Raw genomic sequence first — 26,125 nt, 5'->3', positions numbered from 1 at the left:
ACAGGTCAGGCCTGCAAATACCGCAACACCGACTCGCAGATCATCACCCGATGACGCTGCTTGATGTTTTCGTCCGGCAAGTCGATCTGAAAGATCTCACCGAATGTATGGCGGTTCGACACGCGATAAAAGCAAAACGAGCTGATCAGCAGATGCACATCCAGCGGCTCAAGCCCGGAACGGAACACGCCTTCTTCGGCACCGCGGCGCAAAATCACGCCCAATGAGTCGAGGATGGTGTTGTTCATCGCCTTGATCGCGTCGGAGCGCTTCACGTACTCAGCGTTGTGGATGTTCTCGATGCTGACGATGCGCACAAAATCGACGTTGCGATCATGGTGATCGAAGGTGAATTCCACCAGTCGCCGAATCGCCTCCACCGGCGCCAGTTCGGCCAGGTGAAGATGGTTTTCCGTATTGCGGATATCGCCGTAGAGTTTCTCCAGCACCTCGACGTACAACTGCTCCTTGCTGCCGAAGTAGTAATAGATCATGCGTTTTGAGGTGTGGATGCGCTCGGCGATGGCATCGACGCGAGCACCGGAAAGCCCTTGCTGGACGAACTCGACAATCGCCTCTTGAAGGATGTTCTCGCGGGTCTTTTCCGGGTTGTTCTTGCGACTCTTGCGCGGCCCGGCAATCGGTTCGGCGGGCGCTGCGGAGAGTTCTGAAGTTATCGTCATTGCGGGCTCACGGCCATCACTGCACAGGCTGGCGATTATGGGCCGCACCGCCCAGTGAAGGAAGCCGCGCGGCAGTGGTTTGTCGCCGTGTTTACGATTTTCCTACAACTTTGCCGGACGTACCGCACCAATTCGGGATTTGGCCATNGCTGCCAGGCGCACCGCCACGTTGGCCGCGCCATAACCGGCGTAGCCATTTTTGCGTTGGATGATCTCAAAGAAAAACCGCCCTTCGAACGGCTCGGTGTAGACATGAAACAACTCACCGCCCTGGGCGTCACGGTCGTACAACACGTTGTAGTACGCCAGTTCGCTGAGGAACTCGTCGTCGAAATCAAACCGCGCCGCCAGGTCATCGTAATAGTTGAGCGGAATATCCAGCANCGGCACGCCCGCCTCTTTGGCGCGGCTCACCTCGGCGAAAATGTCCGCACAGTCGAAGGCAATGTGATGCACACCCGAGCCGCGATAACTCGACAGCGCGTGGGAAATCGCGGTGTTGCGGTTTTCGGAAATGTTCANCGGCAAGCGAATCGAACTGCAGCGGCTGCGCAACGCGCGNCTCTTCACCAANCCGTAGGGGTCGGGGAGCACCACTTCGTCATCGGCTTCAAAGTCCAGCAGGCTCTTGTAGAACAGCACCCAGCTGTCGAGGCTGTCGGCCGGCAGCGCCATGGCCATATGGTCGATGCGTTTGAGGCCGCCACCGGCCACGGCGGGCGGTTGCAGATGGAAATCGGTGCCGTAGACATCGGCGTCCTGATCCACCAGATAAATCAGACTGCCATCCGGTGCGCGCACGGCAGCCAGTTCAAGCTCGTTGGGGCCGACCAGTCCGCGATAGGGCTGGCCCTTGTAGGCCACCGCCCGCTCCAACGCTTTAGCGCTGTCCTTGACCCGCACCGCGGTGGCGCACAGCGATGGGCCGTGCGCTTCGAAAAAACTGTGGGCAAACGAGTAAGGCTCGGAATTGAGGATCAGGTTGATGTCGCCCTGACGCAGCAGGCTCACGCTCTTGGAGCGATGTTGCCCGGCCTTGACGAAACCCAGTCGCTCCAGCCAATGGGAAAGCTTGGCGCCGAGGCTTTCGTCCACAGCGAATTCAAGAAACTCGATGCCGTTGTATTCGCTGGCCTTGGGCGTCTCGAACAGAATGTCGAGGCTGGCCGCCGGTGGCGTTTCCTGGGCCAGACGCTGACGGGTTTTCTCCTCCAGATACAGCAACGAACGCAATCCATCAGCGGCGTTGGCCCGAGGCGGTGCGGCGCGGAAACCGTCGTTGAAGATTTCCAGCGACAGCGGCCCGGTGTACCCGCTCTTGATGATCGGAGCCAGGAAACCCGGCAAATCGAATTCGCCCTGGCCTGGGAAACAGCGGAAATGTCGACTCCACTCCAGCACATCCATGGCCAGGATCGGCGCATCGGCCATTTGCACAAAAAAGATCTTATCGCCAGGGATCTCGGCGATCGCACTCGGATCCCCCTTGAGCGACAGCGTGTGAAAGCTGTCCAGCAACACGCCAAGGCTTGGGTGATCGNCCTGACGGACNATGTTCCACACCTGTTGCCAGGTGTTCACATGCCGGCCCCAGGCCAGCGCTTCGTAGCCGATCCGCAGCCCGCGTGCGCCGGCGTGTTCGGCCAGCAGGCGCAAGTCGTCGATGAGGATGTGTTCATCACCGATGGAATCGGTGGACGCATTGCTGCACACCAGCACCAGGTCGGTGCCCAGCTCCTGCATCAAATCGAACTTGCGCTCGGCGCGCTCCAGGTTGCGTGCCAGGCGATCACGGCGGCAGCCTTCAAAGTCGCGAAACGGCTGGAACAACGTGATGGCGATCCCGAGATCGGCGCACATCTGCTTGATTTCCCGCGGGCTGCCGTCGTAATACAACAGGTCGTTTTCGAAGATCTCAACCCCATCAAACCCGGCGGCGGCAATGGCTTCGAGCTTTTCCGGCAGGGTACCGCTCAAGGAAACGGTGGCAATGGAACGCTGCATATTTCGACTCCCGGTGGAGGCTATCTTTTCAGGGCCTGGCACGCTTTCGCTTTAGGTAGGAGCCGGCTTGCTGGCGATGGCGTCCGCGAGATTGCCATCGCCAGCAAGCCGGCTCCTACAGAGACCGCGTTTTTCTTGAGGTGAATTATTGGCTGCAAGACCCTGCACAGCAATTCAAAGTGTACTACCCGGTTAGTTTTGCGTGCGATTATCGAACACTATGCCGATTGGCGAATTGACGATTTTTCAGCCACTGCCCACCATCGACGACACATTGAGTCCGATCGAAAACACCGGTCTCGATGACCAAAGAAACAGAACACCACATAAAAATAATCGGTGGCCTACATGACTCCTTCTCAAAGTTCTCCCGTGGAGCGCTCCTCCATGACTCCTGCCAGCGGCGTTATCGGCGACAAGATTCGCGGCGCCATGGCGGTCGGCAAGACCCGTTGGGGCATGCTGGCACTGGTGTTCTTCGCCACCACCCTCAACTACATCGACCGCGCCGCCCTGGGCGTGATGCAACCGATCCTGGCCAAAGAGATGAGCTGGACGGCGATGGATTACGCCAACATCAACTTCTGGTTCCAGGTCGGCTACGCCATCGGCTTTGTGCTGCAGGGTCGCTTGATCGACCGCGTCGGCGTGAAGCGCGTGTTCTTCTGCGCAGTGCTGTTATGGAGCCTGGCAACCGGCGCCCACGGCCTGGCCACCTCGGCCGTCGGCTTTATGGTGTGCCGCTTTATCCTCGGGCTGACCGAAGCCGCCAACTACCCGGCTTGCGTCAAGACCACACGGTTGTGGTTCCCGGCCGGTGAGCGCGCGGTGGCCACCGGTATCTTCAACGCCGGCACCAACGTGGGCGCAATGATGACGCCGATGCTGCTGCCGCTGATCCTGCATGTATGGGGCTGGCAGGCAGCGTTCCTGTGCATGGCATCGCTGGGCGCAATCTGGCTGGTGTTCTGGGGTTTGAAGTACTACAACCCGGAAGACCATCCAACGGCCAAACAATCGGAACTGGACTACATCCAGAAGGAAGTCGAGCCGGAGCAGACCCGTGTACCGTTCTCGAAAATCCTGCGCATGCGTGGCACCTGGGCCTTCGCCCTCGCCTACTCNATGACCGCACCGGTGTTCTGGTTCTACCTGTATTGGCTGCCGCCGTTCTTGAACCAGCAATACAACCTGGGCATCAACGTGACCCAGATGGGTATCCCGCTGATCATCATTTACCTGACAGCCGACTTCGGCAGCGTGGGTGGGGGGATTCTGTCGTCATTCCTGATCGGCCGTGGGATGAACCCGATCAAGGCGCGGCTGATGTCCATGTTGCTGTTTGCCTGCTGCATCGTCGGCGTGATCATGGCGGCCGGCTCCAGCCAGTTGTGGGTCGCGGTGTTTGCGATCTCCCTGGCCATCGGCGCGCACCAGGCCTGGACCGCCAACATCTGGAGCCTGGTGATGGACTACACGCCCAAGCACATGATGAGCACAGTGTTTGGTTTCGGCGGTATGTGCGCAGCCATCGGCGGCATGTTCATGACCCAGATCGTCGGCCATATCCTTACGGTGACGAACAACAACTACACCGTGCTGTTCACCCTGATCCCGGCGATGTACTTCATCGCGCTGACCTGGATGTACTTCATGGCTCCGCGCAAGATTCCTACCGTCACCGAGTAAAATGCCCTCCCTTGGCAGGTCTGGTTCCAGGCCTGCCTTTTTGATTTTCCTACCGACGACTCTGCTGCCACGCCGCCGCCAATCCGCTGCAGCAAATCACCGCGATCCCGATCACCGTAGTCAGGGTCGGTGTGTGCGAGAACAGCAGCCAGCCCAGCAGACCGGCAAACACGATCTGACAGTAACCGAACGGCGCCAACAACGCGGGCGCGGCATGACGGAAAGCCTGAGTCAGAAACAGGTGCGCAGTCATCCCGCAGCTGCCCAGCGCCAGCATCAACACACCGTGCCACAGCGTAGGGAGCTGCCAGAAGAACGGCACCAGCGCGCTCATCACCAAGGTATTGCACAGGCCAGCGAAGAAGTTGCTGGTGGTCGGGGTGTCGATGTTGCTGAGCTTGCGAGTGAGCACCTGATAAAAGCAAAAAAACAGCGCCGAACAGAGCGGCAGCAGCACCGCTGGCGTGAACAGATCGCCGCCCGGGTGGATGATGATCAGCACGCCGATAAACCCGCAGATCACCGCCAGCCATTGGCCACGCGTCACGCGCTCCCCCAGCAGCGGCACCGACAGCGCAGTCACCAGAACCGGCGCAAGAAAGTTGACCGCCGTCGCTTCGGCCAACGGGATGTACTGCAGGCCGGTGGTAAAAAACAGACTGGTGCCCAACAGGCACAACGCCCTCACCAACTGCAGCATCGGCCGTTTGGTCCGTAGGACGCGCAACCCGGACTGCGGCAGAAAAATCCCGGCCATCAACAGGGTGTGCACCACATAGCGGGCCCAGACCACCATCACGATCGGATAGAAGCCCGAGAGGTATTTCGAAAAGGCGTCATGACTGGAAAACAGGAAAGTGGCGACGACAATCAGCAAAATCCCTTTGAAGGGCTGGTTGACGCCGGAGAGCGGTGTGCTGGCAGTCATGGGTATCCCTTGCGAAGTGCAACGTGTCGCGGGCGGTGAGTTCCAATAATTTAGAACCTGGTTCCAGATTCCAACACAAGCATCAGCCGAAAGTGTTCGAATACCGCACAGTTTTACAGCCAATAAAAATCAATTATGGGAGCGAGCCTACTCGCCCCCCACAAATCAACTGAACAACTCCGACGCCANANTCAATTATGGGAGCGAGCCTACTCGCCCCCCACAAATCAACTGAACAACTCCGACGCCAGACTCGCCGCCGCCAATTCTTCGGTATACCTCAACAACAGCGGCGCCAATTCATGCAACCGCGCCCCCGGCATCCGCGCACTCGGCCCGGCGATGCTCAGCACACCAATCACTCGCCCTTCGCTCGGGTGCCGCACCACCGCCGCGATCGCCGAGGTGCCCACCGCCGAGCTTTCCTCGACCCAGGCGTAGCCCTGCTCTCGCGCCAGACGCAGGCGTTCGAGTAGTTCAATGTTGGAACGCGGAGCATTCGGCCCAAGGTCCTTTGGCCGCTCACCGCCCTGGCGCTCCACCAGCGACAATGCCTCGGCATCGCTCATGCACGCCAGCCACGCATGGCCCGACGCGGTATAGAACAACGGCGCATCGCGGCCCATTTCCGGGTCGTAGCGCAGGCCGGAACGGGCCCCTTGGGATTTGGCAATCCAGATCTGCCGCTCGCCTTCAATCACCCCGAGACGCACCAACTCTCCGGTCTCCTGGGCCAGGCGATCCAGCACCGGCTGCACGATATCGGCGCCGCTGCCTGACAAGTAACGAAACCCCATCGCCACCAGTTTGGTGGACAAGTGATATCGCAGGTTCTCTGGATTCTGTCGCACATAACCCAACCGGATCAGCTCCGCGAGCAGGCGGTGAGTTGCGCTTTTCGGGATGTCCAGTTGCTCCGCGAGCATCTGCATCGGCAGACCCCGAGGGTCACTGGTGAGGCTTTCGAGCACATTGAAGACACGTTCGATCTGACTGCCGGCCATGGGAGGTTCCACCTACAATTTGCCTGATTCTAGAAGATGAACCCTGTAATGCGAAATCTGGAACCCGATGCTCGACAGACCCGCGGGTCGCCCGTTCGATAAAAATCCGCGCCCTGACGGAATTCGATGGGTGATCCATGTTCCTACAGTCAGCGATTCTTCCGGCCAGTGAACGAAAAGCCGGACAGCCGGACTGGCGCCGCCCCCACACACCAGCAACACTCATCACCACGGACAATCAGAGGATTCCCACATGCTATGGAAAAAAGGCCGACGCAGCGACAACGTGGTCGACGCCCGTGGTGATGATGTCGGNNGCGGTGGTGGCGGCATGCGTTTTGGTGGCGGCAANGGCCTGAGCCTGACCGCGATCATCCTGATTGTGGGGATTGGCTGGCTCACAGGCCAGGACCCGATGCAGATCCTCGGGCAACTGACCGGACAAATGACTGAGCAATCGGCACCGGCCACCAACCAAAGCCGCAAGGCGCCGCCGGCCACTGATGAAGGCGCCGAATTCGTGCGCTCGATCCTCGGCGATACCGAAGACACCTGGGGCCAGATTTTCCAGCAGGCCGGTCGGCAGTATAAAAACCCGACACTGGTGCTGTTCAGCAACCGAGTGAATTCGGCATGCGGCCTGGCGACATCGGCGACCGGTCCGTTCTATTGCCCGGCCGACCAGAAGGTCTACCTGGACATGGCCTTTTTCCAGGAAATGTCGCAACGCTTTTCCGCGGCCGGTGACTTCGCTCAGGCCTACGTGATCGCGCACGAAGTCGGACACCACGTTCAGACGTTGCTCGGCGTTTCCGCGAAAATTCAGGCAGCCCGCCAGCAAGGCCGGCAGATGGAAGGTGATGGCGGCTTGTTGGTGCGTCAAGAGTTGCAGGCCGATTGCCTGGCCGGTGTCTGGGCCAACAATGCGCAAAAACGCCTGAACTGGCTGGAACCGGGTGACATCGAAGAAGCACTGAATGCGGCCAACGCCATCGGCGACGACCGTTTGCAGCAACAGGGTCAGGGTCGGGTGGTACCGGACTCGTTTACCCATGGCACATCGGCGCAAAGGGTGCGCTGGTTCAAAACCGGATTTGCGCAAGGCCAGGTGGGCCAGTGCGATACCTTTGCGGCGAAAAACCTTTAAATGAATAAGTGGTTGTTGATGTTGTTGTTCACCTGCGCGAGCACCCAGGCTGCGGAGCATGGCGTCAAAGAGCTCAGCCCCGGGCGGTTGTTGTTGAAAGAAGGTGAGATGGCGGTGAGCCTCGGCCCGGCGCCCGCGAAAATCGAACGCGTGCTGATCATCATCCATGGTCGCCTGCGCAACGCTGAAACCTATCGCCAGAGCGCCGAGCGCGCGGCGGAACTGGCCGGGCAAAGTGCAAGCACCCTGGTGATTGCCCCGCAATTTCTCAACGAAACCGACATCGCACTTCATCCTGTGGCAGAAACGGTGTTGCGCTGGCAGGGCAATGACTGGATGGCAGGAGGTTTATCCACCGCTCCTTTTGCGCTGAGTTCCTTTGCAGCCCTCGATCAGATCATCGAGCGAGTCGGCGACCGTCGACAGTTTCCGGACGTGAAGCAAATCATCATCGCCGGCCACTCTGGTGGCGCTCAGGTGGTGCAGCGTTATGCGTTGCTGGCCCGTGAGCAACCGGCCCTGACGGCCGCCGGCGTGAAGCTTCGCTACGTGGTCGCCAACCCTTCGTCCTATGCGTATTTCAATGAGCAACGGCCGGTGGCGTTCAACCATGCGGCGTGTCCCGGTTTCAATCGCTGGAAATACGGGCTGACGGATTTACCGGTTTATGCCAGTGGGCAAACGGCATTGCAGATTGAAGGAAACTACGTCAAACGGGACGTGACTTATCTGCTCGGGCAGCAAGACACCGACCCGCAGCATCCGGCGCTGGACAAAGGTTGCGAGGCCGAAGCGCAAGGTGCTTATCGTCTGATTCGCGGGAAGAATTTTTTCAATTACCTGCTGCGTCGCAATCCGCAAGGGGTGAATCAGCGGCTGGTTGAAGTGCCAGGGGTCGGGCATAACGGGGATGGGATGTTGACGTCGCCGGAGGGGCAAAAGGTGTTGTTTGGTCAGTGAGTTTTTGGTGTCTGGCCTGACGCCATCGCGGGCAAGCCCGCTCCCACAATGGTTCTCTATATCCCTGTGGGAGCGGGCTTGCCCGCGATGGGGGCCTCAGGCAGACAACATCTCCCGCAACACCCTGCAATCCGCCGCATGCCAATCCGTCAGTTCCGGCCAAGGGTTATCCGGCAAATTCACCAACACCGTCCGCGCCCCCGCCGCTCGACCGCAATCCAGATCAAAGCGGTAATCCCCGACCATCACCATCTCGCTCGGCGCCACCTCCCAAGCCGTCGCCAGTTTCAGCAAACCACCCGGATTCGGCTTGGGCGGCGCATCTTCACGCCCCAGCACATCCTCGACAGCAAAGCAGTCCGCCAGACCAATCGCNTCCAGGGTTACGTGCGCCAGCTCCCGGGCATTGCGCGTGAGAATGCCCAGGCGATAACCACGCCCGGCCAACTCACGCACCAGCTCCACCGCGCCCGGCGCAGCTTTCGAACCCAGCGCCAGATCACGTTCGTGCTCCAGCAGCCACGCATGCTTGGCGGCCGCTTCATCGGCCGGCAGCGCCGCGAGGTGGGTCAGGATGTCGTCTTCGGCGGGAATCGCCAACGCCACGCGGATCGCCGCGAAGTCATGCACAGCCACCGTCAGGGTGCCGTCCATATCAAAGACCCAGTGCTTAACGTCCGCCAGGCTCATGCCCAATCCTTGCGATGGCGAATCAAGCCTTCCTGGGTGACCGAAGCCACCAGTTGCCCGGCGCGGTTGTACACGCTACCCCGCGAGAAACCACGCGAGTTGCCGGCCCACGGGCTGTCCATCGCGTACAGCAACCAGTCATCGGCGCGCAGGTCAGCGTGGAACCACAGCGCATGGTCAAGGCTGGCGACTTGCATGTCTTTTTGCCACACCGTCTTGCCGTGGGGCAGCAGCGAGGTGGTCAGCAGACCGAAGTCCGACGCATAGGCCAACAGGTATTTATGCAGCGCCGGCGAGTCGGCCAAGGCACCGTCGGCTCGGAACCACACGTACTTGACCGGGTCGGACGGTTGCGGGTTGAACGGGTCTTTCTCGGTGACCGGGCGCACTTCGATGGGCTTGGGGCACAGCAACTTTTCGCGCATGTGCTCAGGGATCAGGTGCGCGCGCTGTTTGGTCAGCTCCAGTTCCGACGGCAGGTTCTCCGGGCCAACGACCACCGGCATGGTGGTCTGGTGCTCGAAGCCTTGTTCGTCGTACTGGAACGAAGTGGTGCAGGTAAAAATCGGGTTGCCTTTCTGGATCGCCGTCACCCGGCGCGTGCTGAAACTGCCGCCATCACGCACCCGGTCAACCTGATAGACGACTGGCAACGCGGAATCGCCCGGGCGCAGGAAATAACCGTGCATCGAATGCACATGGCGCGTTTCTTCGACTGTCTGACTGGCCGCCGACAACGACTGACCGATCACTTGACCGCCGAACAACTGACGAAAACCCAGGTCCTGACTGCGGCCACGAAACAGGTTTTCTTCGATCGGTTCCAGGGTCAGCAAATCGACCAGATCATCCAACACTTGGCTCATTCAGACTCTCCTCACACAAAGCTTGCCGCGCAGTCTTGGCTGCGGCGGTCGATTCAGTTTATGGCCGGGGCCAACATGGGAGCCATTGTAAACGTCCGTGCCTGCTTATCCATGCAAGGTTTGCAGCCATTGTTCACGGGAGATGCGATACAGCACATGGTGACGCAAGGGATGATCGGCCGCGAGCTTGGGATGGTCAAAGTCATCGGCTGAATCATGGTGCATGCCGATCGCTTGCATGACTTTTTCCGAAGGCAGGTTGTCTTTGGCGGTGAACGACACGACTTCTTGCAGCGCCAACCGGTCAAAGCCGCAACGCAGAGCGGTCCACGCCCCTCACTGGCATAACCCAGGCCCCAATGCTCACGCGCCAAGCGCCAGCCGATTTCGGTCGCAGGGGTGAATGGCGCGTCGAAACCGACCATGCCGAGGCCGGTGAAACCGATGAATGCCCCGGTGTCCTTGCGTTCCAGCGCCCAGAGACCAAAGCCATGTTCGGCAAAATGCCCGCGAATCCGTCCGATCAGCGAAGCACTCTCCAGACGACTCAAAGGGGCCGGAAAATAGCGCATGACCTGTGGATCGGCGCACATCGCCGCAAACTCCGGCAAATCCTCATCGCGCCACTGCCGCAACACCAGTCGCGCGCTCTCGAGTTCCAGTATCGGCTCCATCGTGTCCTCCCCTTTCCATGCCGCAAGTCTACAACGCTGGTAGGATCCTTCACTCATTCCTACCTGAATTCGTTATGCCGCTGCCGCTGATCTACCACGAAGACTACAGCCCCGAATTCCCGGCGGATCACCGCTTCCCCATGGACAAGTTTCGCCTGTTGCGCGACCACCTGGTGGACAGCGGCCTGACCGAGGACAGCCAATTGCTGCGACCGGAGCTGTGCCCGACAGAGATTCTGGCCCTCGCCCATGAACCTGGGTATATCGAACGCTACATGAGCGGCGAGTTGTCCCGCGAAGACCAACGCCGCCTTGGCCTGCCCTGGAGCGAAGCACTGGCCCGGCGCACGGTGCGGGCGGTCGGCGGTTCCTTGCTCGCGGCAGAGCAGGCGCTGGAACACGGGTTGGCCTGTCATTTGGCCGGTGGCACCCATCACGCGCATTACGACTATCCGGCGGGTTTCTGCATCTTCAATGACCTGGCGGTGATCAGCCATTTCCTGCTGGAAAGCGGCCGTGTGAATCGGGTGCTGATCTTCGATTGCGACGTGCACCAGGGCGATGGGACTGCACGGATTCTGCACAACACCCCGGACGCGATAACCGTTTCCCTGCACTGCGAAAAAAACTTCCCCGCCCGCAAGGCCCAGAGCGACTGGGACATCCCGCTGCCCATGGGCATGGGCGATGCCGACTACCTCAAANCCGTGGACGACGCGTTNAATTANCTGCTGCCGCTCTACCAACCGGATCTGGTGTTGTATGACGCCGGTGTCGACGTGCACAAGGATGACGCCCTCGGTTACCTCAAGCTGACAGACGCAGGCGTCGCCGCGCGTGATGAAAGCGTGATGCGCCACTGCCTGGGTCGCGACATCCCGGTCATGGGCGTGATCGGTGGTGGTTACAGCAAGGACCGCCCTGCCCTGGCCCGCCGCCACGGCATCCTGCATCACAGTGCACAGCGGGTGTGGACGTCATCCGGTTGTCATTGAAGTGTGGGCGTTACCCACAATGCCTGTGGAACTGCCTGTGGATAACCTGAGTGAAAGGGCCTGCAGGCCATGCGACGTATGGGCTACAACTTAGTGGTTGTTTTTTGATCACCTCTCAAAAACACCAATGAACCCTGTGGGAGCGGGCTTGCCCGCGATGAGGCCGGCACTTCCAACATCTTTATTGACTGACAGTCCGCTATCGCGGGCAAGTCGAATCGTCGCACCGCCGCTCCCACAGGTATCGCGTACTGCTAGAATGTGCGGCTATTTCGCCACACCGCAGCGCTCATCATGACTCAGCCCTCGACCTCCTCCTCTTCTCACGTAGCCATCATCGGCGGCGGCCCCGCCGGCCTGATGGCGGCCGAAGTGTTGAGCCAGGCGGGCGTGCAGGTTGACCTGTATGACGGCATGCCGTCGGTGGGGCGCAAGTTCCTGCTGGCGGGCGTGGGCGGCATGAACATCACCCACTCCGAGGCNTACCCGGCATTTCTNTCNCGCTACGCCGAACGCGCGCCGCAGATTGCCCCGCTGCTTCGCTCATTCGGCGCTGATGCGTTGTGCCAATGGATTCATGACCTGGGCATCGAAACCTTCGTCGGCAGCTCCGGCCGGGTGTTTCCGACNGACATGAAGGCGGCGCCGCTGCTGCGCGCCTGGCTCAAGCGCCTGCGCGACCAAGGCGTGGTTATCCACACCCGGCANCGTTGGGTCGGCTGGGATGACCACGGTGGATTACGCATCGACAGCCCCGACGGCGAAACCCTCATCAAGCCCGACGCCACCTTGCTGGCCCTCGGCGGCGGCAGCTGGTCACGCCTCGGATCGGACGGCGCGTGGATGCTGCCACTGGAACAGCGCGGCGTAGGACTGATGCCGTTGCAACCGAGTAATTGCGGCTTCGAGGTGCAGGCCTGGAGCGAGTTGATGGTCAGCAAGTTCGCTGGCGCACCGCTGAAAAACATCGCCATCGGCCTCAATGACGACGTGCCGCGCTTGGGCGAATGCGTGATCACCGCGACCGGGATCGAAGGCAGTTTGATCTACGCCCTCTCGGCACCGATTCGAGAGGCCATCAATCAGCACGGCTCCGCCACCATCCACCTCGACCTGCTACCGGGCCGGCCTGTGGATAAAGTTAAGGCGGCGCTGAGCAAACCACGTGGCTCCCGCTCCATGTCCAAGCACCTGCACAGCCAACTCGGGATCGATGGGGTGAAAGCGGCGTTGCTGCGCGAACTTACGCCAGCCGAATGCTTTGCTGATCCGGCGTTGCTGGCCAAAGCGATCAAGGCGTTGCCGCTGACTTTAGTGAAAACCCGTCCACTGGACGAGGCCATCAGCAGCGCCGGTGGCGTGATGTTCGAGGCGCTGGATGAGCGGTTGATGCTCAAGCAATTGCCGGGCGTGTTTTGTGCGGGGGAGATGCTGGATTGGGAAGCGCCGACCGGCGGCTACCTACTGACAGCGTGTTTCGCCAGTGGGCGCGCGGCGGGGTTGGGGATGGTGGAGTGGTTGAAGCGCTAGGCTTGAAACCGAGGCGCGCCCTTCGCGGGCAAGCCCGCTCCCACATTTGATCTTTGGCGTTCACAAATTATGTGCTCACAGAAAATCCAGTGTGGGAGCGGGCTTGCTCGCGAAGACGTCCTTCCAGACGCCGGAGCTTTTTAAGGCTTCTTCTTACGCGGCCCAGTGTTAAACACCGGCACTTTTCGCACAGGCTTGATCGAAGGCTCCGGCGCCGAAGCATCCCCACTCTCAACCCATTTACCCAGGTTGCGTTTACCGCCACCGGAAGTCTTCGGCTTCTTCGGTTTTTTTGGCTTCTTCACTACCTGACCGCTGGCGTCAGTATCCGGTACCCGATGCTCAGGTTCGAAGTCGTGTTCCATCTGGCGAGGCAACGTCTGACGGGTCAGCATCTCGATGGCCGACAGCATNTTCACTTCATCGGCGCAGACCAGCGAAATCGCCTGCCCGGTTGCACCCGCGCGACCGGTACGACCGATCCGGTGGATGTAGTCCTCCGCCACGATCGGCAGGTCGAAATTGATCACCAATGGCAGATCTTCGATATCCAGACCACGGGCCGCAACGTCGGTGGCCACAAGAATCTGCACTTCACTGGCCTTGAAACGGTCCAGNGCGCGCTGGCGGGTGGCTTGGGGTTTGTCGCCGTGGATGCCGTCGGCATTGATGCCCAGGCCTTGCAACTTATCCACCAGCGCATCCACGCCATTACGGGTCTTGGCGAACACCAGCACCTGCTTCCAGCGGCCTTTGCGCATCAGGTGCACAAACAGCTCTGCCTTGCGCTTCTTGTCCACCGGCACCACCCATTGCTTCACGGTGTTGGCGGCGACGTTGCGCGGGCTGACTTCGACGGTCAGCGGGTCNTTGAGCATTTGCCCGGCCAGCAAGCGGATCGCGTCGGAGAACGTCGCGGAGAACAGCAGCGTCTGACGTTGCTTGGGCAGAACGCGGTAGATATTCCCCAGTTCCTCGGAGAAACCCAGATCAAGCATGCGATCGGCTTCGTCCAGAATCAGGGTTTGCAGCTGATTGAACTTGAGGGCCTTCTGGCGATACAGGTCGAGCAAACGACCCGGCGTCGCCACCAGAATGTCGACGCCCTTGCGCAGCTTCATCATCTGCGGGTTGATGCTGACGCCGCCGTACACCGCGTAAGTGCTCAACGGCAGGTTCTCGGCGTACTGACGCACGGCTTCGTGAACCTGTTCGGCCAATTCGCGGGTCGGCACCAGGATCAGTGCGCGCACCGAGTTAGACGCGACTTTCGGCCCTTCCATGGTCAGCAATTGCAGGAGCGGCAGGGCGAAACCGGCGGTCTTGCCGGTGCCGGTCTGGGCCGCGGCCATCAGGTCTCGACCGGCCAGCACCGCCGGAATGGCTTGCGCCTGCACCGGCGTCGGGGTCTGGTAGCCAAGCGTCTCAAGGGCGCGCAGCAAGGGTTCGATCAGGCCAAGGGTGGCGAAAGTCATGGGATTACCGTAGGAAAATTCAGCGCGGTTGTGCAGAACAAGTGTGCAATGGCGCGCAGTTTACCCTAATTCACGCGCGATTCTGTCTGCACCACGGCAGGAGGTCTTTGCGGAGCCCGGCGCCACTGCGGCAATCCGATCAACACCACGGCACTGATGATCACCAGCATCGCCAAGGCTTCTTCCATGCCGATGGTCTCGCCGACAAACACAATGCCCAACAACACCGCGACGGCCGGGTTNACGTAGGCATAACTGGTGGCCGCCGCCGGACGCACGTTTTTCAACAGATACATATAAGCGTTGAAAGCGATGATCGAGCCGAAAAAGGTCAGGTAGGCCAGGGCCGCCCAGCCTTCGATCGGCGGCATGGCTTGCAGATGCTCACCACTCAGCGCACTGCCGATCAGCAGCGCTACACCGCCCACCAGCATTTCCACGGCACTGGCCATGGCGCCTTGGGGCAGCGGCAAGTGTTTGCTCCAGACCGAACCGAAGGCCCAGGAGGCGGCGGCAAACAGTAGCAACATGGCACCCGTCGGGCTCGATTGCAGGTTGGAGCCCATGTTAAGCATCGCGATGCCGATAATCCCCAGCACCACCCCGGCCCACTCCAGACGCGTATTGCGCGCGCCCCAGAAATACCCGCACAGCAAGGTGAACAACGGCACCGTCGCCACCGCCAGCGCGGCCACACCCGAAGCGACGCCCGTGTGTTCAGCCACGCTGACCGCGCCGTTACCGAACGTCAGCAGCAAGATCCCGATGATCCCGGCGGCTTTCCACTGCACCCAGGTCGGTGCCGGCGCCCCGCGCCAGCGCAGGAAGGCGTACATCAAACTCCCGGCGATCACAAAGCGGATACCGGCGAGCAGGAGCGGCGGCCAGTACTCGACGCCGATGCGGATCACCAGGTAAGTCGAGCCCCANATCACATACAACGCAAAAAAGGCGGCGATCAACGGTAAGGGAAAACGACGTAAGCCAGGCATGGGCAGCTCGATGACAGGACAATGTGAACAGCTATTCTAGAAAGGCCAGCGGCGCAAAATAAGTTACAAAACCTGTTTATAGCGCCGGTACACTTTTCAAAACACGGAGATTGGCGCTATATACCGTGCTTTCGAAAGTCAGTCATTTTCCAGGAATACAACGATGGATAAATACGACCGCATGCTCCTCAGCGCCCTGCTGGAAAACGGTCGTGCGTCCTACGCCGACCTGGCNCGCACGGTAAACCTCTCCGCGCCGGCCGTGGCCGAGCGCGTGGCCAAGCTGGAAGCCAGCGGNGTCATCACCGGTTACCAGGCCAAAGTTGACATGGCAAAGCTTGGCTTGCCTATCCAGTGCGTGATCGAACTGCGCCTGAACCAACACGGTAACCAGAAGGCCTACGACGACCTGATCAAAATCCCACAACTGACGGAATGCCACCGAGTGACGGGCGACCCGTGCGTGATCATGCAGGCGGCGGTGGGGTCGATGCCGGAGCTGGAGAACCTGATCAACCGGGTGGCGAAGTTCGGGTTCAGCAAGACCTCGATTATTTTGTCNAGCGCCATCGAAAAGCGCGTGCCGTTGGGGCAACTTGAAGGCAATGGAAAGCTTTGATACGACACGCCCCCTGTAGGAGCCGGCTTGCTGGCGATAGCGGCGGATCAGTCGACTTCTTAGTTGAATGATAGATAGCTATCGCGAGCAGGCTCGCTCCCACAGGGGATGTGCGCTAACTGGAGACTGAAATGCCAGCCATGTTCAGGTGCGACGTCAGGTTGGCCGCCATTTCAGCATCGGCCATGGCCCGGTGAGCCTGTCCACAACCCCACCCTCACGGATGTCACCTGATTCCTGTGGGAGCGGCGGTGCGACGATTCGACTTGCCCGCGAAGCGATCTGTCAGACGCCGCAGTAACTTGCAGGCAACAAGCCCGGCATATCCCGCAGGCGCACCCAAGGTTCTTTGCGCCAATGCAGCAGCCGCAGCGTTCCTCCCGCCCATTCCATCGCCCGCATATGCGGCGCTTGATTCGAAATGGACCCGACTTCCTCCCGCAACATCGGCACCACGTCGTGGGTCAGCCAACGTCGTAAATGGCGGTTTTCCGGGCAGTAGTGGTACACCAACATCGCGTATACGCCCGATTCACTCAGCATCAAGGTCTCTTCGAGGTCATCATCTCCGGACAGACACATCAGTTGCTTCTGATCCGCATCAAGCTTGAGCACTTGCCTTCCATTTATGTCCACACCCATCAATCGACCGATATCGCGGGCGCAAAACCAGGGCTCTGCGTGCATCAACAGTGCACGGATGCCAGGTCTTGGGAGGCGTTGGCGAGCAGGGTTTCGCTGTTCAGGTTGGGCAGTACGGTGAAAATATGGTCGGTAGATTGAGAATCAGATGGAGGATTGGGACTGTCTTTGATCATGGTAAATCTCCTGAAAAATAGGAGCTGCCAACATCACTTGCAGATGATGGGAGGCAGCTGTGCGCGGGTCTGCAAGACCGAGTCAGGAGCAGCTCGGCAGACCCGAAGGTCTCCCACGCACAGCCACCACAAAACGATGACCATGAAAAACGCCACGATTATAGCGGCGCTTCTTAGCTCCCAACATGATTTCGGCAGGCTTGCAGTCCCGATCGCTGAATTGGCAGCGACTGGCGAAGGTTAATGAGGCCAGTTCCGAGGGACAACCTGAAAGGCCTGTGGGAAATCTCCGAGACCTGAAGATAGCGCANACTTGAAGGCAATGGAAAGCTTTGATACGACACNCCCCCTGTAGGAGCCGGCTTGCTGGCGATAGCGGTTNGTCATTCACCATTGATGTCGACTGATACACCGCTATCGCCAGCAAGCCGGCTCCTACAGTGTGATTGTGGTGTGTCAGTCAGAACCCGCGATGCCGCTTGAGGTGTTCGTTGATCTTGGCCGCCGGCACCTTCTGCAAGCTGACCAGCAGATCATGCGACAACTCGCGCAACCCATGCTTCTGCTGCAGTTCCTGAAGCAGATGCCCCGTCANGTTGGCTGCCATCTCCGCATCCGCCATCGCCCGGTGAGCCTTGCCGGTGTGGGGAAGTTGGGCGTAGCTGTTGAGGGTGCCGAGTTTGTGGTTCGGCGCCGCTGGCATCAGGCGACGGGCCAGCAGCAGGGAGCAGGCGAATTTTTGCAGGCGGGTGCGGCGAATCAGGCCCAGTTCGAAGTCCCAGAACTTCTGGTCGAACGCAGCATTGTGCGCCAGCAGTGGCGTGGTGCCGACGAACTCGTTGACTTCGTTCATCACCCGCTCGGCCGNGGGCGCGGTGCGCAACATGGCGTTGCTGATGCCGGTGAGTTGTTCGATAAAGCCCGGCACACGCACGCCGGCATTCATCAGGCTCTGGTAGCGGTCCACGATCTGGCCGCGCTCAAGGATGACCACCGCGATTTCCGTAGCCCGGCAGTGGCTGCTCGGGGNGATCCCGGTGGTTTCAAAGTCGATGACTGCTATGCGTTCCAAACCTGTTTCAACTCCGTAAAAATCAATTCTTGAGCAGCAACGCGCCTTCGATCGGCACGTAGCGGCTGGCGGCGCGGATCAGCGAGTTGGCCGTCAGGCCCGGCACGCCGTAGGCCACGGCTTCGACGCCATGCTTTTGGATGATGCGGTCGAGCAGCATGTCGAAATCACCGTCGCCGGAGGCCAGCACCACTTCGTCGACGTGGTCGGCGGCGTCCATGATGTCGAGGGTGATGCCCACGTCCCAGTCGCCTTTGGCCGAGCCGTCGGCGCGCTGGATGTACGGCTTGAGTTTTACCGTAAAGCCCAGGTTGCGCAGGATCTGCTGGAATTGCTGCTGCTTGCTGTCGCCACGGTCGATGGCATACGCATACGCCTCGACGATCTGCCCGCGCGCGCTGATGTCAGCCCACAGGGCGGCGTAGTTGAAGTGGCAGCCATACGCCTGACGCACGGTGTAATAGAGGTTTTGAACGTCGGCGAACACTGCGATTTTTTTCACCGTGCATCCTCTTTGGCGCAGTCGCGCGCAGGCTGGGTCAGGCACCAGGCCCGAAAAGTGGCCCAGTATGCCAGCCTCAAGGATTGTTCCGCGAATAATCGGCCATGTGGCGAGGCTGCGCGCTCCCGCTGGCGCTCGAAACGCACCCTCACTTTAGAACGTAAGGGGCCTGCTTCGCACCCTCACTTTAGAACGTAAGGGGCCTGCTTCGCACTCCAGCGGGACGGTGCTGCGTTCCGACAAGCGCCCTCGCCACAGGGGATCAGACGAAGGAGTCGTCGTCGCCGCCGAAGAACGATGAGTTGTCATCGCTGTAGTCGGCGTCGGTAAAGCCGCCCTGATCACTGGAGTTGTCAGCCACACGCTGGTCGTCACCCCAACCGTTGCCGCTATCGCTCTGATCGTTGACCTGGGCCGGTTCTTCCTTGATGACTTCGACGACTTCCTGAGGTTGCTGATTGCTGTGGAACAGGCTGCTGATGCCTTGTGCCAGCATCACGCCACCGGCCACACCGGCGGCGGTTTTCAGTGCGCCGCCAAGGAAACCACTGCCAATCCCGGGGGCTTGCTGCTGCGGTGCGTAATTCTGCTGCGGCGGTGCTGCACCGAAGTTCTGTTGCTGTGGCGGCTGCGAATTGAACGACGGCCGCCCCGGCTCACGCCATCCACCATTGGAGGACGGCGCGCTTTGCGTCGGTGCAGGCTGCGGATCACGGGAACCGCCGCCAAAGATGCTCGACAGGAAACCACCGCTGGCAGGCGCCGACGGCTGAGCCTTGGCCGATTGCAGTTCGGCCTGCAATTGCTGGACTTGCTGAGCGAGCTGCTTGTTCTGTGCGTCGAGGCTTTTGATGGCCGCTTCCTGAACCAGNATCGACTGGGTCATGTAGTAGCCGGCGGCCGGTTGGCGAGTCATGTGCTCCTTGATCCGCGCTTCAGCCAGGGCGTCGCGGGGGGCTGAGTCCGTTTCGGCTTGCTGCAACCGTGAAAACAGTCCATCGATCAGGGTTTGCTCTTCGCTGTTCATGGCGACCTCGTAGATTGCCGGGAATATCGTCGCCCTTATCCACTGTGGATAAGGTGCTCTCCAGTAATGGGGCTGATACAGGATGTTTCAATGACCTTTACCGAACGTTTACGTTTGCGCCCCAAAGGGCTTCATCGGTTAAAGTGGGCCACTGCTTTCAACCTGCGATACCGACTGATGAATTCGTTCGATGTACTGCGTGACTCTCTGTATTTCTTCAAGCGCAATCTGGGCCAGATCGTGCGCCTGTGCCTGCCGCTGGTGATCTTCGAAGCGCTGCTGCAACAAGTGGTCGATCGCTCCACCGAGCCGGACAGTTTCCCCGGCATCAGCGTGATGGTCGGCTTGCTGGTCTATCCGCTGTACACCGCCGCACTGATCCTGTTTCTCGATGCCCGCAGCCGTGGAGAATCACCGAGCACCCGCGAGTTGCTGTCGAGGTCGGCCTACCTGTGGCCGCGCTTCGCCCTGCTCACTGCCCTCAACACCTTGTTGATCCTGATCGGCTTGTCGCTGTATTTCCTGCCGGGCATCTGGCTGATGGTAACCCTGGCATTCGGCGAGTACCTGCTGGTGCTGCGCGGCCTGTCGGCGCTGGNGGCGATGAAGGAAAGCCTGCGCCTGACCCGCGGCCATTTCCTGCGAATCCTGGTGTGCATCCTGTGTGTGATGGGCCCGTTGTGGGTGCTCAAGGGCGCGACCCTTGCGGTTTACCCGGAGCCGCAGAACCCGGTGATTTCGCTGCTGATCGACAGCGCGCACAGCTTTTTACAACTGTTCACCAGCGTGGTGCTGTTCCGGTTGTTCATGCTGATTGCCGATGCCCCCGAGAAAATTGACGGGCCGCTATGACCCATGGGCTTAAGCCCGACGCTCGGTTATGCTCGGGCTCATCTTTTGTAACGCTATAAGCCGAGCCATGACCCGTCTACTGCGCTACACCCTGCTGGGCCTGCTGATCGCGGCGGGCCTGATTGCCTTGCTGGTTTACAACCTGACCTGGCGTCCCGGTGCCAAAGAAGCAGCACCGGTCGGCTGCAGCGCTCAGGCGCCCACGCTGGTCCCCGGCCAGGCCCTGAAAGTCATGACCTGGAACGTCCAGTACCTGGCGGGCAAGCGCTACGTGTTCTGGAATGACCTGGCCGAAGGCGACGACGAAAGCCCCACTGCCGAAGACATGGCCTTCAGCCTCGATGAGGTGGCGCGGGTGATTCGCGACGAGCAACCGGACATTGTGCTGTTGCAGGAACTGGATGACGGCGCCAAGGCCAGCGATTACCAGAACCAGTTCAAGTTGCTCCAGGAACGGGTCGCCGACCTTTATCCGTGCAGCGCTCACGCCTTCGACTGGAAAGCCGATTTTGTGCCCAACCTGCATATCTTCGGCAGCGTCGGCCGCAAACTGGTGACCCTGAGCCGTTACCAGATCGAACACGCCGAACGCCTGCAACTCCCGGTGTCGCCGGCCAACATCATCAGCCGTCAGTTCAAACCGAAAAACGCCTTGCTGACGACTTACCTGCCGCTGAGCGACGGCGGGCAGATCGCGGTGCTCAATACCCATCTGGACCGCGTCATCCAACCTGATGAAACCCTGCTGGCCCAAGTGACCGCCGTGGCCAAGGTGCTCGACAAATATGAAAGCCATGGCACCCCGTGGTTGATCGGTGGCGACTTCAACTTGTTGCCGCTAGGCCAGTACCGACGCCTGCCCGACGAACAACGCACGCCCTACTCCGTGGACAGTGCCTTGCATGTGCTGTGGGACAAATACCCGATGATCCCGACCAACAACGAAGCCAGCGGGATCGACCGGGCGCGGTGGCTGACCCATTACCCAAATGATCCAGGCCTGAACGGCCCGGACCGAACGGTTGATTACCTGTTCTACAGCCCGCGGATCAAACGGGTCGAGGCGATGGTGAGGCAGGACGATACCTTGCGGATCTCCGATCATTTGCCGGTGATTGCGAGGTTCCTGCTACCTGCGGTCCCCTAACGGCAAATCACCATAAAACCTGTGGGAGCGGGCTTGCCCGCGNNCAAGGTCAATGCACTTCCTCCAAGTCGTCATGCAGTAACCCGAAAATCCTGCGTTTCATGTCGATGAACGAGCGCTCCATCACCATGTCCAGGGTCCGTGGGCGTTCGATCGGCACATCCAGAATCTGCTTGATCCGCCCAGGCCGGGCGCCCATGACATAGACCCGATCCCCCAACAGAATCGCCTCATCGATATCGTGGGTCACGAACAGCACGGTCTTCTTGCTGTTGCCCCAGACCCGCAACAACAATTGCTGCATTTGCAGGCGCGTCTGGCTGTCGAGCGCGCCGAAGGGTTCGTCCATCAGCAGGATTTGCGGGTCATTGGCCAACGCTCGGGCAATCGCCACACGCTGCATCATGCCGCCGGACAACTGCTTGGCGTAGTTGTCGGCGAACCCGGTCAGCCCCACTTCATTGACGTAGTAATCGACGATCTCCTTGCGCTGCACGGCCGCCATGCCGCGCCGCTTGAGGCCGAACTCGACGTTCTGCCGCACGGTCAGCCACGGGAACAGCGTATAGCTCTGGAACACCATGCCGCGATCCGCACCCGGCCCCTGCACTTGCTGGCCGCCGACATAGATCTCGCCTTCCGTGGGCTCATTCAAACCCGCCGTGAGGTACAGCAGACTCGACTTGCCGCAGCCCGACGGCCCGACCAGCACGGCGAATTGTTGATCCGGCACTTCGAACGACACCTGCTCCAGCGCGGTGAACATACCGCCGTCAGGTTTCTGATAACGCAGGCTGACCTTGTCCACTTGCAGCCGTGGCGCGGCCTGCACCGGGGCGGCCGTGGGTGTGATGAAACGCGGGTTTACGGCGCTTACTGAGCCCATGCGGCGATCCTCAGACGGAGAAAACGGAACAGTTGATCGGTGACCAGGCCCAGCAGGCCGATGATCGCGATGGCCAGGAAAATCACATCCACCTGAAAGCCGCGCATGGCTTTCAGGCTCAAGTAACCCAGGCCACTGGAAGCGGCCACCAGCTCGGCGACCACCAGATAAGTCCAGGCCCAGCCCATGGTCACGCGCAGTGTGTCGAGCACGCCGGGCAATGACGCCGGGGCGATCACATGCAGCACCGCATCGCGGCGGGTCGAGCCCAAGGTGTAGGACGCGTTGATCAGGTCCTTGGAGATGCCCTTGGACACGTCCGCGATCATCACCAGTTGCTGGAAAAACACGCCGAAGATGATCACCGAAACCCGCTGCTCCAGACCGATACCGATCCACAAAATGAACAGTGGCACGAACGAGGTCACCGGCAGGTAACGGATGAAATTGACCATCGGCTCAAGGAACGCCTGAACGATGCGGAAGCTGCCCATCAGCAACCCCAGCGGCACCGCCACCAGCGACGAGACAATGAAACCGACCATCACCACTTCGAGGCTGGCCCACACATGCAGGCCCAGGGTGCCGTCGCGGCTCAGGCGCACGGCGGCTTCGGCCACCGCGCCCGGTGTCGGCAGGAACATGCCCGGCACCACGCCGCCGTAAGACAACCCGGCCCACAGGCCGATCAACAACACCCAGGCCAGGCCGCTCGCGCTCCAGATCACCTGCACCGGCAGGCCAGTCTTGGGCGTGATGCAGCGGCTCAGCCATGAATTGCGCTTGAACATGCGGACCTCCTACAGCGGGCTGACGAAGCGGTTGTCGATCAGGTCGTCATTGCTGACGTTGTAGGGCTTGCCCTGCAATTCGCTGGCGGTTTCATTGGCCAGTTTGATCAGTGGCTCGCTGTCGCCCGGCTTACCCGGAGAACCGAGGAGTTTTTCGCTCATGGCTTGATCGTAGAAGCGCACGCCTTGAGCGGCAGCGGCCAGCTCCTTCGGATCGGCGAGGTAACCGCCGACGCCTTTGGCCATGATTTTGTAAGCTTCTTGCGGATGGTCCTTGGTGTACTGCACGGCTTTGTAGAGACCGGCGACCAGGGCCTTGACGTCTTCCGGTTGCTTCTCGATGACGGTGCAGTTGAGCGCGACCACATCGACAATCACCCCCGGCGTACTGCTGCTGTCGATCAGCACTTTGCCTTGTTGCTTGCTGCGGACCATCGACAGGTGCGGCTCCCAGGTCACGGCGGCCGGCACACGACCGGCGATGAACGCGGTGGCGGCGTCATCGGCCGTCATGTTTTGCACGGTGATGTCGCTCATGCTCATGCCGTGTTTTTTCAGCAGGTACGACAGCCAGAACTGCGAGGTTGACCCTTCGTTCACCGCCACCGCCTTGCCTTTCAGTTCTTGCAAGCTCTTGACGTCCTTGCCCACCAGAACACCGTCGCCACCATGGCTGTCATCGAGCGCGGCGACGGCCTTGAAGCAGAATTGCGGACGGTACTTGAGCACTTCGTCGATGGTCGACGCCGAGCCCGACAACTCGCCCGATGCCTGGGCGGCCATGTACATCGAGGCTTCTTCGACGACGGGCAATTCGACGGTCAAACCGCCTTCCTTGAAGTAGCCAAGGTCCTGAGCGAGATAGAGGGTGCCGTAGCCGACCCACGTGGTGTGGCCGATGGACAGGGTGCCGGCCTGGGCGCTGGTAGCGACCGTGGCGGCGATGGCGGTGACCGCCAGTGGATGAGCGACGCGGTTAAGCAAGGACTTGATCATGGAGCACTCCCAAAGCTGTTGATTTAGTTTTGTCATGGGCAGTACGGCCAGTGGCCTTGGATCAGTTGCCACCGGTGGTCTCTGATGGACCTTTCGGTGGTCAGCATTCGGCTGACTGGCGAAGTCGATGTTGGACCAGCGGCGGGGATAGGAAAATCAGGAAATATGTCGTTGGGAGTGATGAAAAAACTGGGTAGTGCGCGCCGTAAAAGTGCGGTGTTGGCGGGGGTGCACGGGGAGGGTGCAAAAGCTGAGAGGTGTGTTGAATGAACGAAAGCAATCGCGGGCAAGCCCGCTCCCACAGGTTATGTGTCGAGCCTTAATCTTGAGGCCGACACAAATCCCTGTGGGAGCGGGCTTGCCCGCGATAAGGTCCGAAGGACCTTCCGACAATGTCAGAGCCGGCCGTATTCCTGAGCCGTCCGATCAACCGCTTTCAGGGTCTTGCCAACCAGCTCATCGATTTCCTCACGACGGGCAATCAACGCCGGCGCCATGATCATCCGCCCCAGCGTCGAGCGAATGATCACCCCTTCCTCAAAGCCAATCGTGCGGCAACGCCAGGCAATGTCGTTCTCGTTGGCAAAGCGCTTGCGGCTGCTTTTGTCCTCCGCAAATTGCAACGCCGCCACCATGCCGACACCCTGGATATCGCCCACCAACGGGTGATTGCCGAACACCTCGCGCAAGCACTGTTGCAGGTAAGGCCCGATGTCATCCTTGACCCGCGCCACCACCCCCTCATCGCGCAAAGCCGTGAGGTTGGCAATCGCCACCGCTGCCGCCACCGGGTGCCCGGAGTAAGTCAACCCGTGCGCAAACACCCCGCCCTGCTCCACCAATACCTGAGCCATTTTCTTCGACAGGATAAGCCCGCCCATGGGGATGTAACCCGAGGTCAAACCTTTGGCGATCGACAACGTGTCCGGCTCAAAACCGAAGTGCTCGTGAGCGAACCATTCGCCGGTGCGACCGAAGCCGCCGATCACTTCATCAGCGCACAACAGCACGTCGTACTTGCGGCAGATCCGCTGAATTTCCGGCCAGTAACTTTCTGGCGGGAAGATCATTCCGCCCGCACCCTGGAACGGTTCGGCGATAAATCCGGCGACCTTGTCCGCGCCCAGTTCGAGAATCTTCGCTTCCAGTTGCTGCGCCGCCCGCAGGCCGAATTCAGCCGGCGACAGGTTGCCCTCGTGGGCAAAAAAGTACGGCTCGTCGATGTGCTCGATGTCGGGAATCATGCCGCCCATTTCGTGCATGAATTTCATGCCACCGAGCGCCGTCGCCGCCAGTGTCGAGCCGTGATAACCGTTCCAGCGACCGATCATGATTTTCTTCTCGGGCTTGCCGAGAATCGTCCAGTAACGACGCACGGTGCGGATCAGCACCTCGTTGGCTTCGGAGCCGGAGTTGGTGTAGATCGCGTGGCTGTAGTGTCCGGGCAACAAGCTGAACAACAGCTCCGAGAGCTCGATCACCTGCGGGTGGGTGGTGTGGAAAAACATGTTGTAGTACGGCAGTTGCTCAAGCTGTCGGGTCGCCGCGGCCGCCAGGTCCTTGCGCCCGTAACCGAGGTTGGTGCACCACAACCCGGACATGCCGTCGAGGTAACGCCGGCCATCGTTGTCCCACAGGTGCAGGCGCTCACCCCGGACCATCACCCGCGGCCCTTCGTCGTTGAGCGCTTTTTGATCGACAAACGCGTGGATGTGGTGCGCAGCGTCGGCGGCCTGGTAGTCGCGGGTTTCACGTGGTGTGGTCATCGCCAGTTCTCC

General features: G+C 60.3%; 24 protein-coding genes and 2 pseudogenes. 8 read left to right on the top strand and 18 right to left on the bottom strand.

All coding sequences use genetic code 11. The features are described 5' to 3' along the window. Nucleotides 1-5: 5 nt before the first annotated feature. Nucleotides 6-683: a TetR/AcrR family transcriptional regulator gene (locus B7L09_RS21415; protein ID WP_094470520.1), complete on the bottom strand. Its 678-nt coding sequence runs from the start codon at nucleotides 681-683 to the stop codon at nucleotides 6-8. Between the two features lie 102 nt (nucleotides 684-785). Continuing rightward, on the bottom strand, nucleotides 786-2,687 hold the full coding sequence (gene quiC, locus B7L09_RS21410; protein WP_094470519.1) for a 3-dehydroshikimate dehydratase QuiC: 1,902 nt from the start codon (nucleotides 2,685-2,687) through the stop codon (nucleotides 786-788). A gap of 387 nt (nucleotides 2,688-3,074) precedes the next feature. Between quiC and B7L09_RS21405 the strand changes: the two genes are divergently transcribed. Beyond that, complete coding sequence (locus B7L09_RS21405; protein ID WP_255142336.1) at nucleotides 3,075-4,376, top strand: MFS transporter; 1,302 nt, start codon at nucleotides 3,075-3,077, stop codon at nucleotides 4,374-4,376. A 49-nt stretch (nucleotides 4,377-4,425) separates the two neighbouring features. Here B7L09_RS21405 and B7L09_RS21400 read toward each other — a convergent pair whose 3' ends face one another. Together B7L09_RS21400 and B7L09_RS21395 are read right to left on the bottom strand one after the other, a co-directional pair. Next, entirely contained in the window at nucleotides 4,426-5,304 is an 879-nt protein-coding gene (locus tag B7L09_RS21400; RefSeq protein ID WP_094470517.1) for a DMT family transporter, read from the bottom strand. A 227-nt stretch (nucleotides 5,305-5,531) separates the two neighbouring features. Further along, nucleotides 5,532-6,308, bottom strand: a complete 777-nt coding sequence (locus B7L09_RS21395) for an IclR family transcriptional regulator (RefSeq protein WP_094470516.1) — start codon at nucleotides 6,306-6,308, stop codon at nucleotides 5,532-5,534. 253 nt (nucleotides 6,309-6,561) lie between these two features. On the opposite strand from B7L09_RS21395, the gene ypfJ reads away from it, so the two are divergent. Continuing rightward, nucleotides 6,562-7,455, top strand: coding sequence for a KPN_02809 family neutral zinc metallopeptidase (ypfJ, locus tag B7L09_RS21390; protein WP_094470515.1), 894 nt, complete (start codon nucleotides 6,562-6,564; stop codon nucleotides 7,453-7,455). After that, the gene (locus B7L09_RS21385; RefSeq protein WP_094470514.1) at nucleotides 7,456-8,415 is read left to right on the top strand and encodes an alpha/beta fold hydrolase; all 960 of its coding nucleotides are present in this window, start codon (nucleotides 7,456-7,458) and stop codon (nucleotides 8,413-8,415) included. It abuts the gene before it with no gap. A 96-nt stretch (nucleotides 8,416-8,511) separates the two neighbouring features. Here B7L09_RS21385 and B7L09_RS21380 read toward each other — a convergent pair whose 3' ends face one another. The 3 genes and pseudogenes from B7L09_RS21380 to B7L09_RS21370 all read right to left on the bottom strand — a co-directional run bounded on the left by B7L09_RS21380 (nucleotide 8,512) and on the right by B7L09_RS21370 (nucleotide 10,645). After that, a complete protein-coding gene (locus tag B7L09_RS21380) occupies nucleotides 8,512-9,105 on the bottom strand; it encodes an HAD family hydrolase (protein WP_094470513.1) in 594 nt (197 codons plus the stop codon). Further along, the gene (tesB, locus tag B7L09_RS21375) at nucleotides 9,102-9,971 is read right to left on the bottom strand and encodes an acyl-CoA thioesterase II (protein WP_094470512.1); all 870 of its coding nucleotides are present in this window, start codon (nucleotides 9,969-9,971) and stop codon (nucleotides 9,102-9,104) included. Before tesB ends, B7L09_RS21380 begins: the two co-directional genes overlap by 4 nt. 105 nt (nucleotides 9,972-10,076) lie before the next feature. After that, nucleotides 10,077-10,645: pseudogene (locus tag B7L09_RS21370) on the bottom strand (GNAT family N-acetyltransferase). A 74-nt stretch (nucleotides 10,646-10,719) separates the two neighbouring features. Between B7L09_RS21370 and B7L09_RS21365 the strand changes: the two are divergent. After that, nucleotides 10,720-11,640, top strand: a complete 921-nt coding sequence (locus B7L09_RS21365) for a histone deacetylase family protein (RefSeq protein ID WP_094470511.1) — start codon at nucleotides 10,720-10,722, stop codon at nucleotides 11,638-11,640. A 294-nt stretch (nucleotides 11,641-11,934) separates the two neighbouring features. After that, complete coding sequence (locus B7L09_RS21360; RefSeq protein ID WP_094470510.1) at nucleotides 11,935-13,170, top strand: TIGR03862 family flavoprotein; 1,236 nt, start codon at nucleotides 11,935-11,937, stop codon at nucleotides 13,168-13,170. 140 nt (nucleotides 13,171-13,310) lie between these two features. Here B7L09_RS21360 and rhlE1 read toward each other — a convergent pair whose 3' ends face one another. Continuing rightward, nucleotides 13,311-14,645 carry an RNA helicase RhlE1 gene (rhlE1, locus tag B7L09_RS21355; RefSeq protein ID WP_094470509.1) on the bottom strand — a complete coding sequence of 445 codons (1,335 nt, stop codon included), beginning with the start codon at nucleotides 14,643-14,645 and terminating at the stop codon, nucleotides 13,311-13,313. Nucleotides 14,646-14,710: 65 nt separating this feature from the next. Beyond that, nucleotides 14,711-15,637, bottom strand: a complete 927-nt coding sequence (yedA, locus tag B7L09_RS21350) for a drug/metabolite exporter YedA (RefSeq protein WP_094470508.1) — start codon at nucleotides 15,635-15,637, stop codon at nucleotides 14,711-14,713. Nucleotides 15,638-15,800: 163 nt separating this feature from the next. Here yedA and B7L09_RS21345 point away from each other — a divergent pair, with 163 nt between their 5' ends. Further along, nucleotides 15,801-16,256, top strand: a complete 456-nt coding sequence (locus B7L09_RS21345) for an Lrp/AsnC family transcriptional regulator (protein ID WP_094470507.1) — start codon at nucleotides 15,801-15,803, stop codon at nucleotides 16,254-16,256. 285 nt (nucleotides 16,257-16,541) lie between these two features. Here B7L09_RS21345 and B7L09_RS21340 read toward each other — a convergent pair whose 3' ends face one another. The 5 genes and pseudogenes from B7L09_RS21340 to B7L09_RS21320 all read right to left on the bottom strand — a co-directional run bounded on the left by B7L09_RS21340 (nucleotide 16,542) and on the right by B7L09_RS21320 (nucleotide 19,675). Then, nucleotides 16,542-16,898 (bottom strand): BRO-N domain-containing protein, encoded by a 357-nt coding sequence (locus B7L09_RS21340; protein ID WP_255142342.1) that lies wholly within the window; start codon nucleotides 16,896-16,898, stop codon nucleotides 16,542-16,544. 53 nt (nucleotides 16,899-16,951) lie between these two features. Then, a pseudogene (locus tag B7L09_RS32450) lies at nucleotides 16,952-17,074 on the bottom strand (DUF6124 family protein); the annotation flags it as partial. A gap of 460 nt (nucleotides 17,075-17,534) precedes the next feature. Further along, complete coding sequence (locus B7L09_RS21330) at nucleotides 17,535-18,146, bottom strand: 3'-5' exonuclease (RefSeq protein ID WP_094470506.1); 612 nt, start codon at nucleotides 18,144-18,146, stop codon at nucleotides 17,535-17,537. A 22-nt stretch (nucleotides 18,147-18,168) separates the two neighbouring features. Then, nucleotides 18,169-18,648 carry a LabA-like NYN domain-containing protein gene (locus B7L09_RS21325; protein ID WP_094470505.1) on the bottom strand — a complete coding sequence of 160 codons (480 nt, stop codon included), beginning with the start codon at nucleotides 18,646-18,648 and terminating at the stop codon, nucleotides 18,169-18,171. Nucleotides 18,649-18,910: 262 nt separating this feature from the next. After that, nucleotides 18,911-19,675: a DUF2076 domain-containing protein gene (locus B7L09_RS21320; RefSeq protein WP_094470504.1), complete on the bottom strand. Its 765-nt coding sequence runs from the start codon at nucleotides 19,673-19,675 to the stop codon at nucleotides 18,911-18,913. Between the two features lie 177 nt (nucleotides 19,676-19,852). On the opposite strand from B7L09_RS21320, the gene B7L09_RS21315 reads away from it, so the two are divergent. Both B7L09_RS21315 and B7L09_RS21310 read left to right on the top strand, forming a co-directional pair. Continuing rightward, on the top strand, nucleotides 19,853-20,527 hold the full coding sequence (locus B7L09_RS21315) for a YciC family protein (protein ID WP_094470535.1): 675 nt from the start codon (nucleotides 19,853-19,855) through the stop codon (nucleotides 20,525-20,527). A gap of 67 nt (nucleotides 20,528-20,594) precedes the next feature. Beyond that, nucleotides 20,595-21,674, top strand: coding sequence for an endonuclease/exonuclease/phosphatase family protein (locus tag B7L09_RS21310; RefSeq protein WP_094470503.1), 1,080 nt, complete (start codon nucleotides 20,595-20,597; stop codon nucleotides 21,672-21,674). Nucleotides 21,675-21,723: 49 nt separating this feature from the next. Here B7L09_RS21310 and B7L09_RS21305 read toward each other — a convergent pair whose 3' ends face one another. The 4 genes from B7L09_RS21305 to B7L09_RS21290 form a co-directional block, all read right to left on the bottom strand. Then, nucleotides 21,724-22,560, bottom strand: a complete 837-nt coding sequence (locus B7L09_RS21305; protein ID WP_094470502.1) for an ABC transporter ATP-binding protein — start codon at nucleotides 22,558-22,560, stop codon at nucleotides 21,724-21,726. After that, on the bottom strand, nucleotides 22,548-23,351 hold the full coding sequence (locus B7L09_RS21300; protein WP_010467403.1) for an ABC transporter permease: 804 nt from the start codon (nucleotides 23,349-23,351) through the stop codon (nucleotides 22,548-22,550). The genes B7L09_RS21305 and B7L09_RS21300 overlap by 13 nt, the downstream gene beginning before the upstream one ends. A 9-nt stretch (nucleotides 23,352-23,360) precedes the next feature. Continuing rightward, nucleotides 23,361-24,347 carry an ABC transporter substrate-binding protein gene (locus tag B7L09_RS21295; RefSeq protein ID WP_094470501.1) on the bottom strand — a complete coding sequence of 329 codons (987 nt, stop codon included), beginning with the start codon at nucleotides 24,345-24,347 and terminating at the stop codon, nucleotides 23,361-23,363. Nucleotides 24,348-24,742: 395 nt separating this feature from the next. Then, nucleotides 24,743-26,113, bottom strand: coding sequence for an aspartate aminotransferase family protein (locus tag B7L09_RS21290; protein WP_094470500.1), 1,371 nt, complete (start codon nucleotides 26,111-26,113; stop codon nucleotides 24,743-24,745). Between the last annotated feature and the right edge of the window lie 12 nt (nucleotides 26,114-26,125).

The organism is Pseudomonas mandelii, assembly GCF_002251635.1.
Classification (GTDB): Bacteria; Pseudomonadota; Gammaproteobacteria; order Pseudomonadales; family Pseudomonadaceae; genus Aquipseudomonas; species Aquipseudomonas mandelii_B.
The sequence above is the reverse complement of the archived record's forward strand: the minus strand, read 5'-3'. Positions and strand labels throughout refer to the sequence as shown.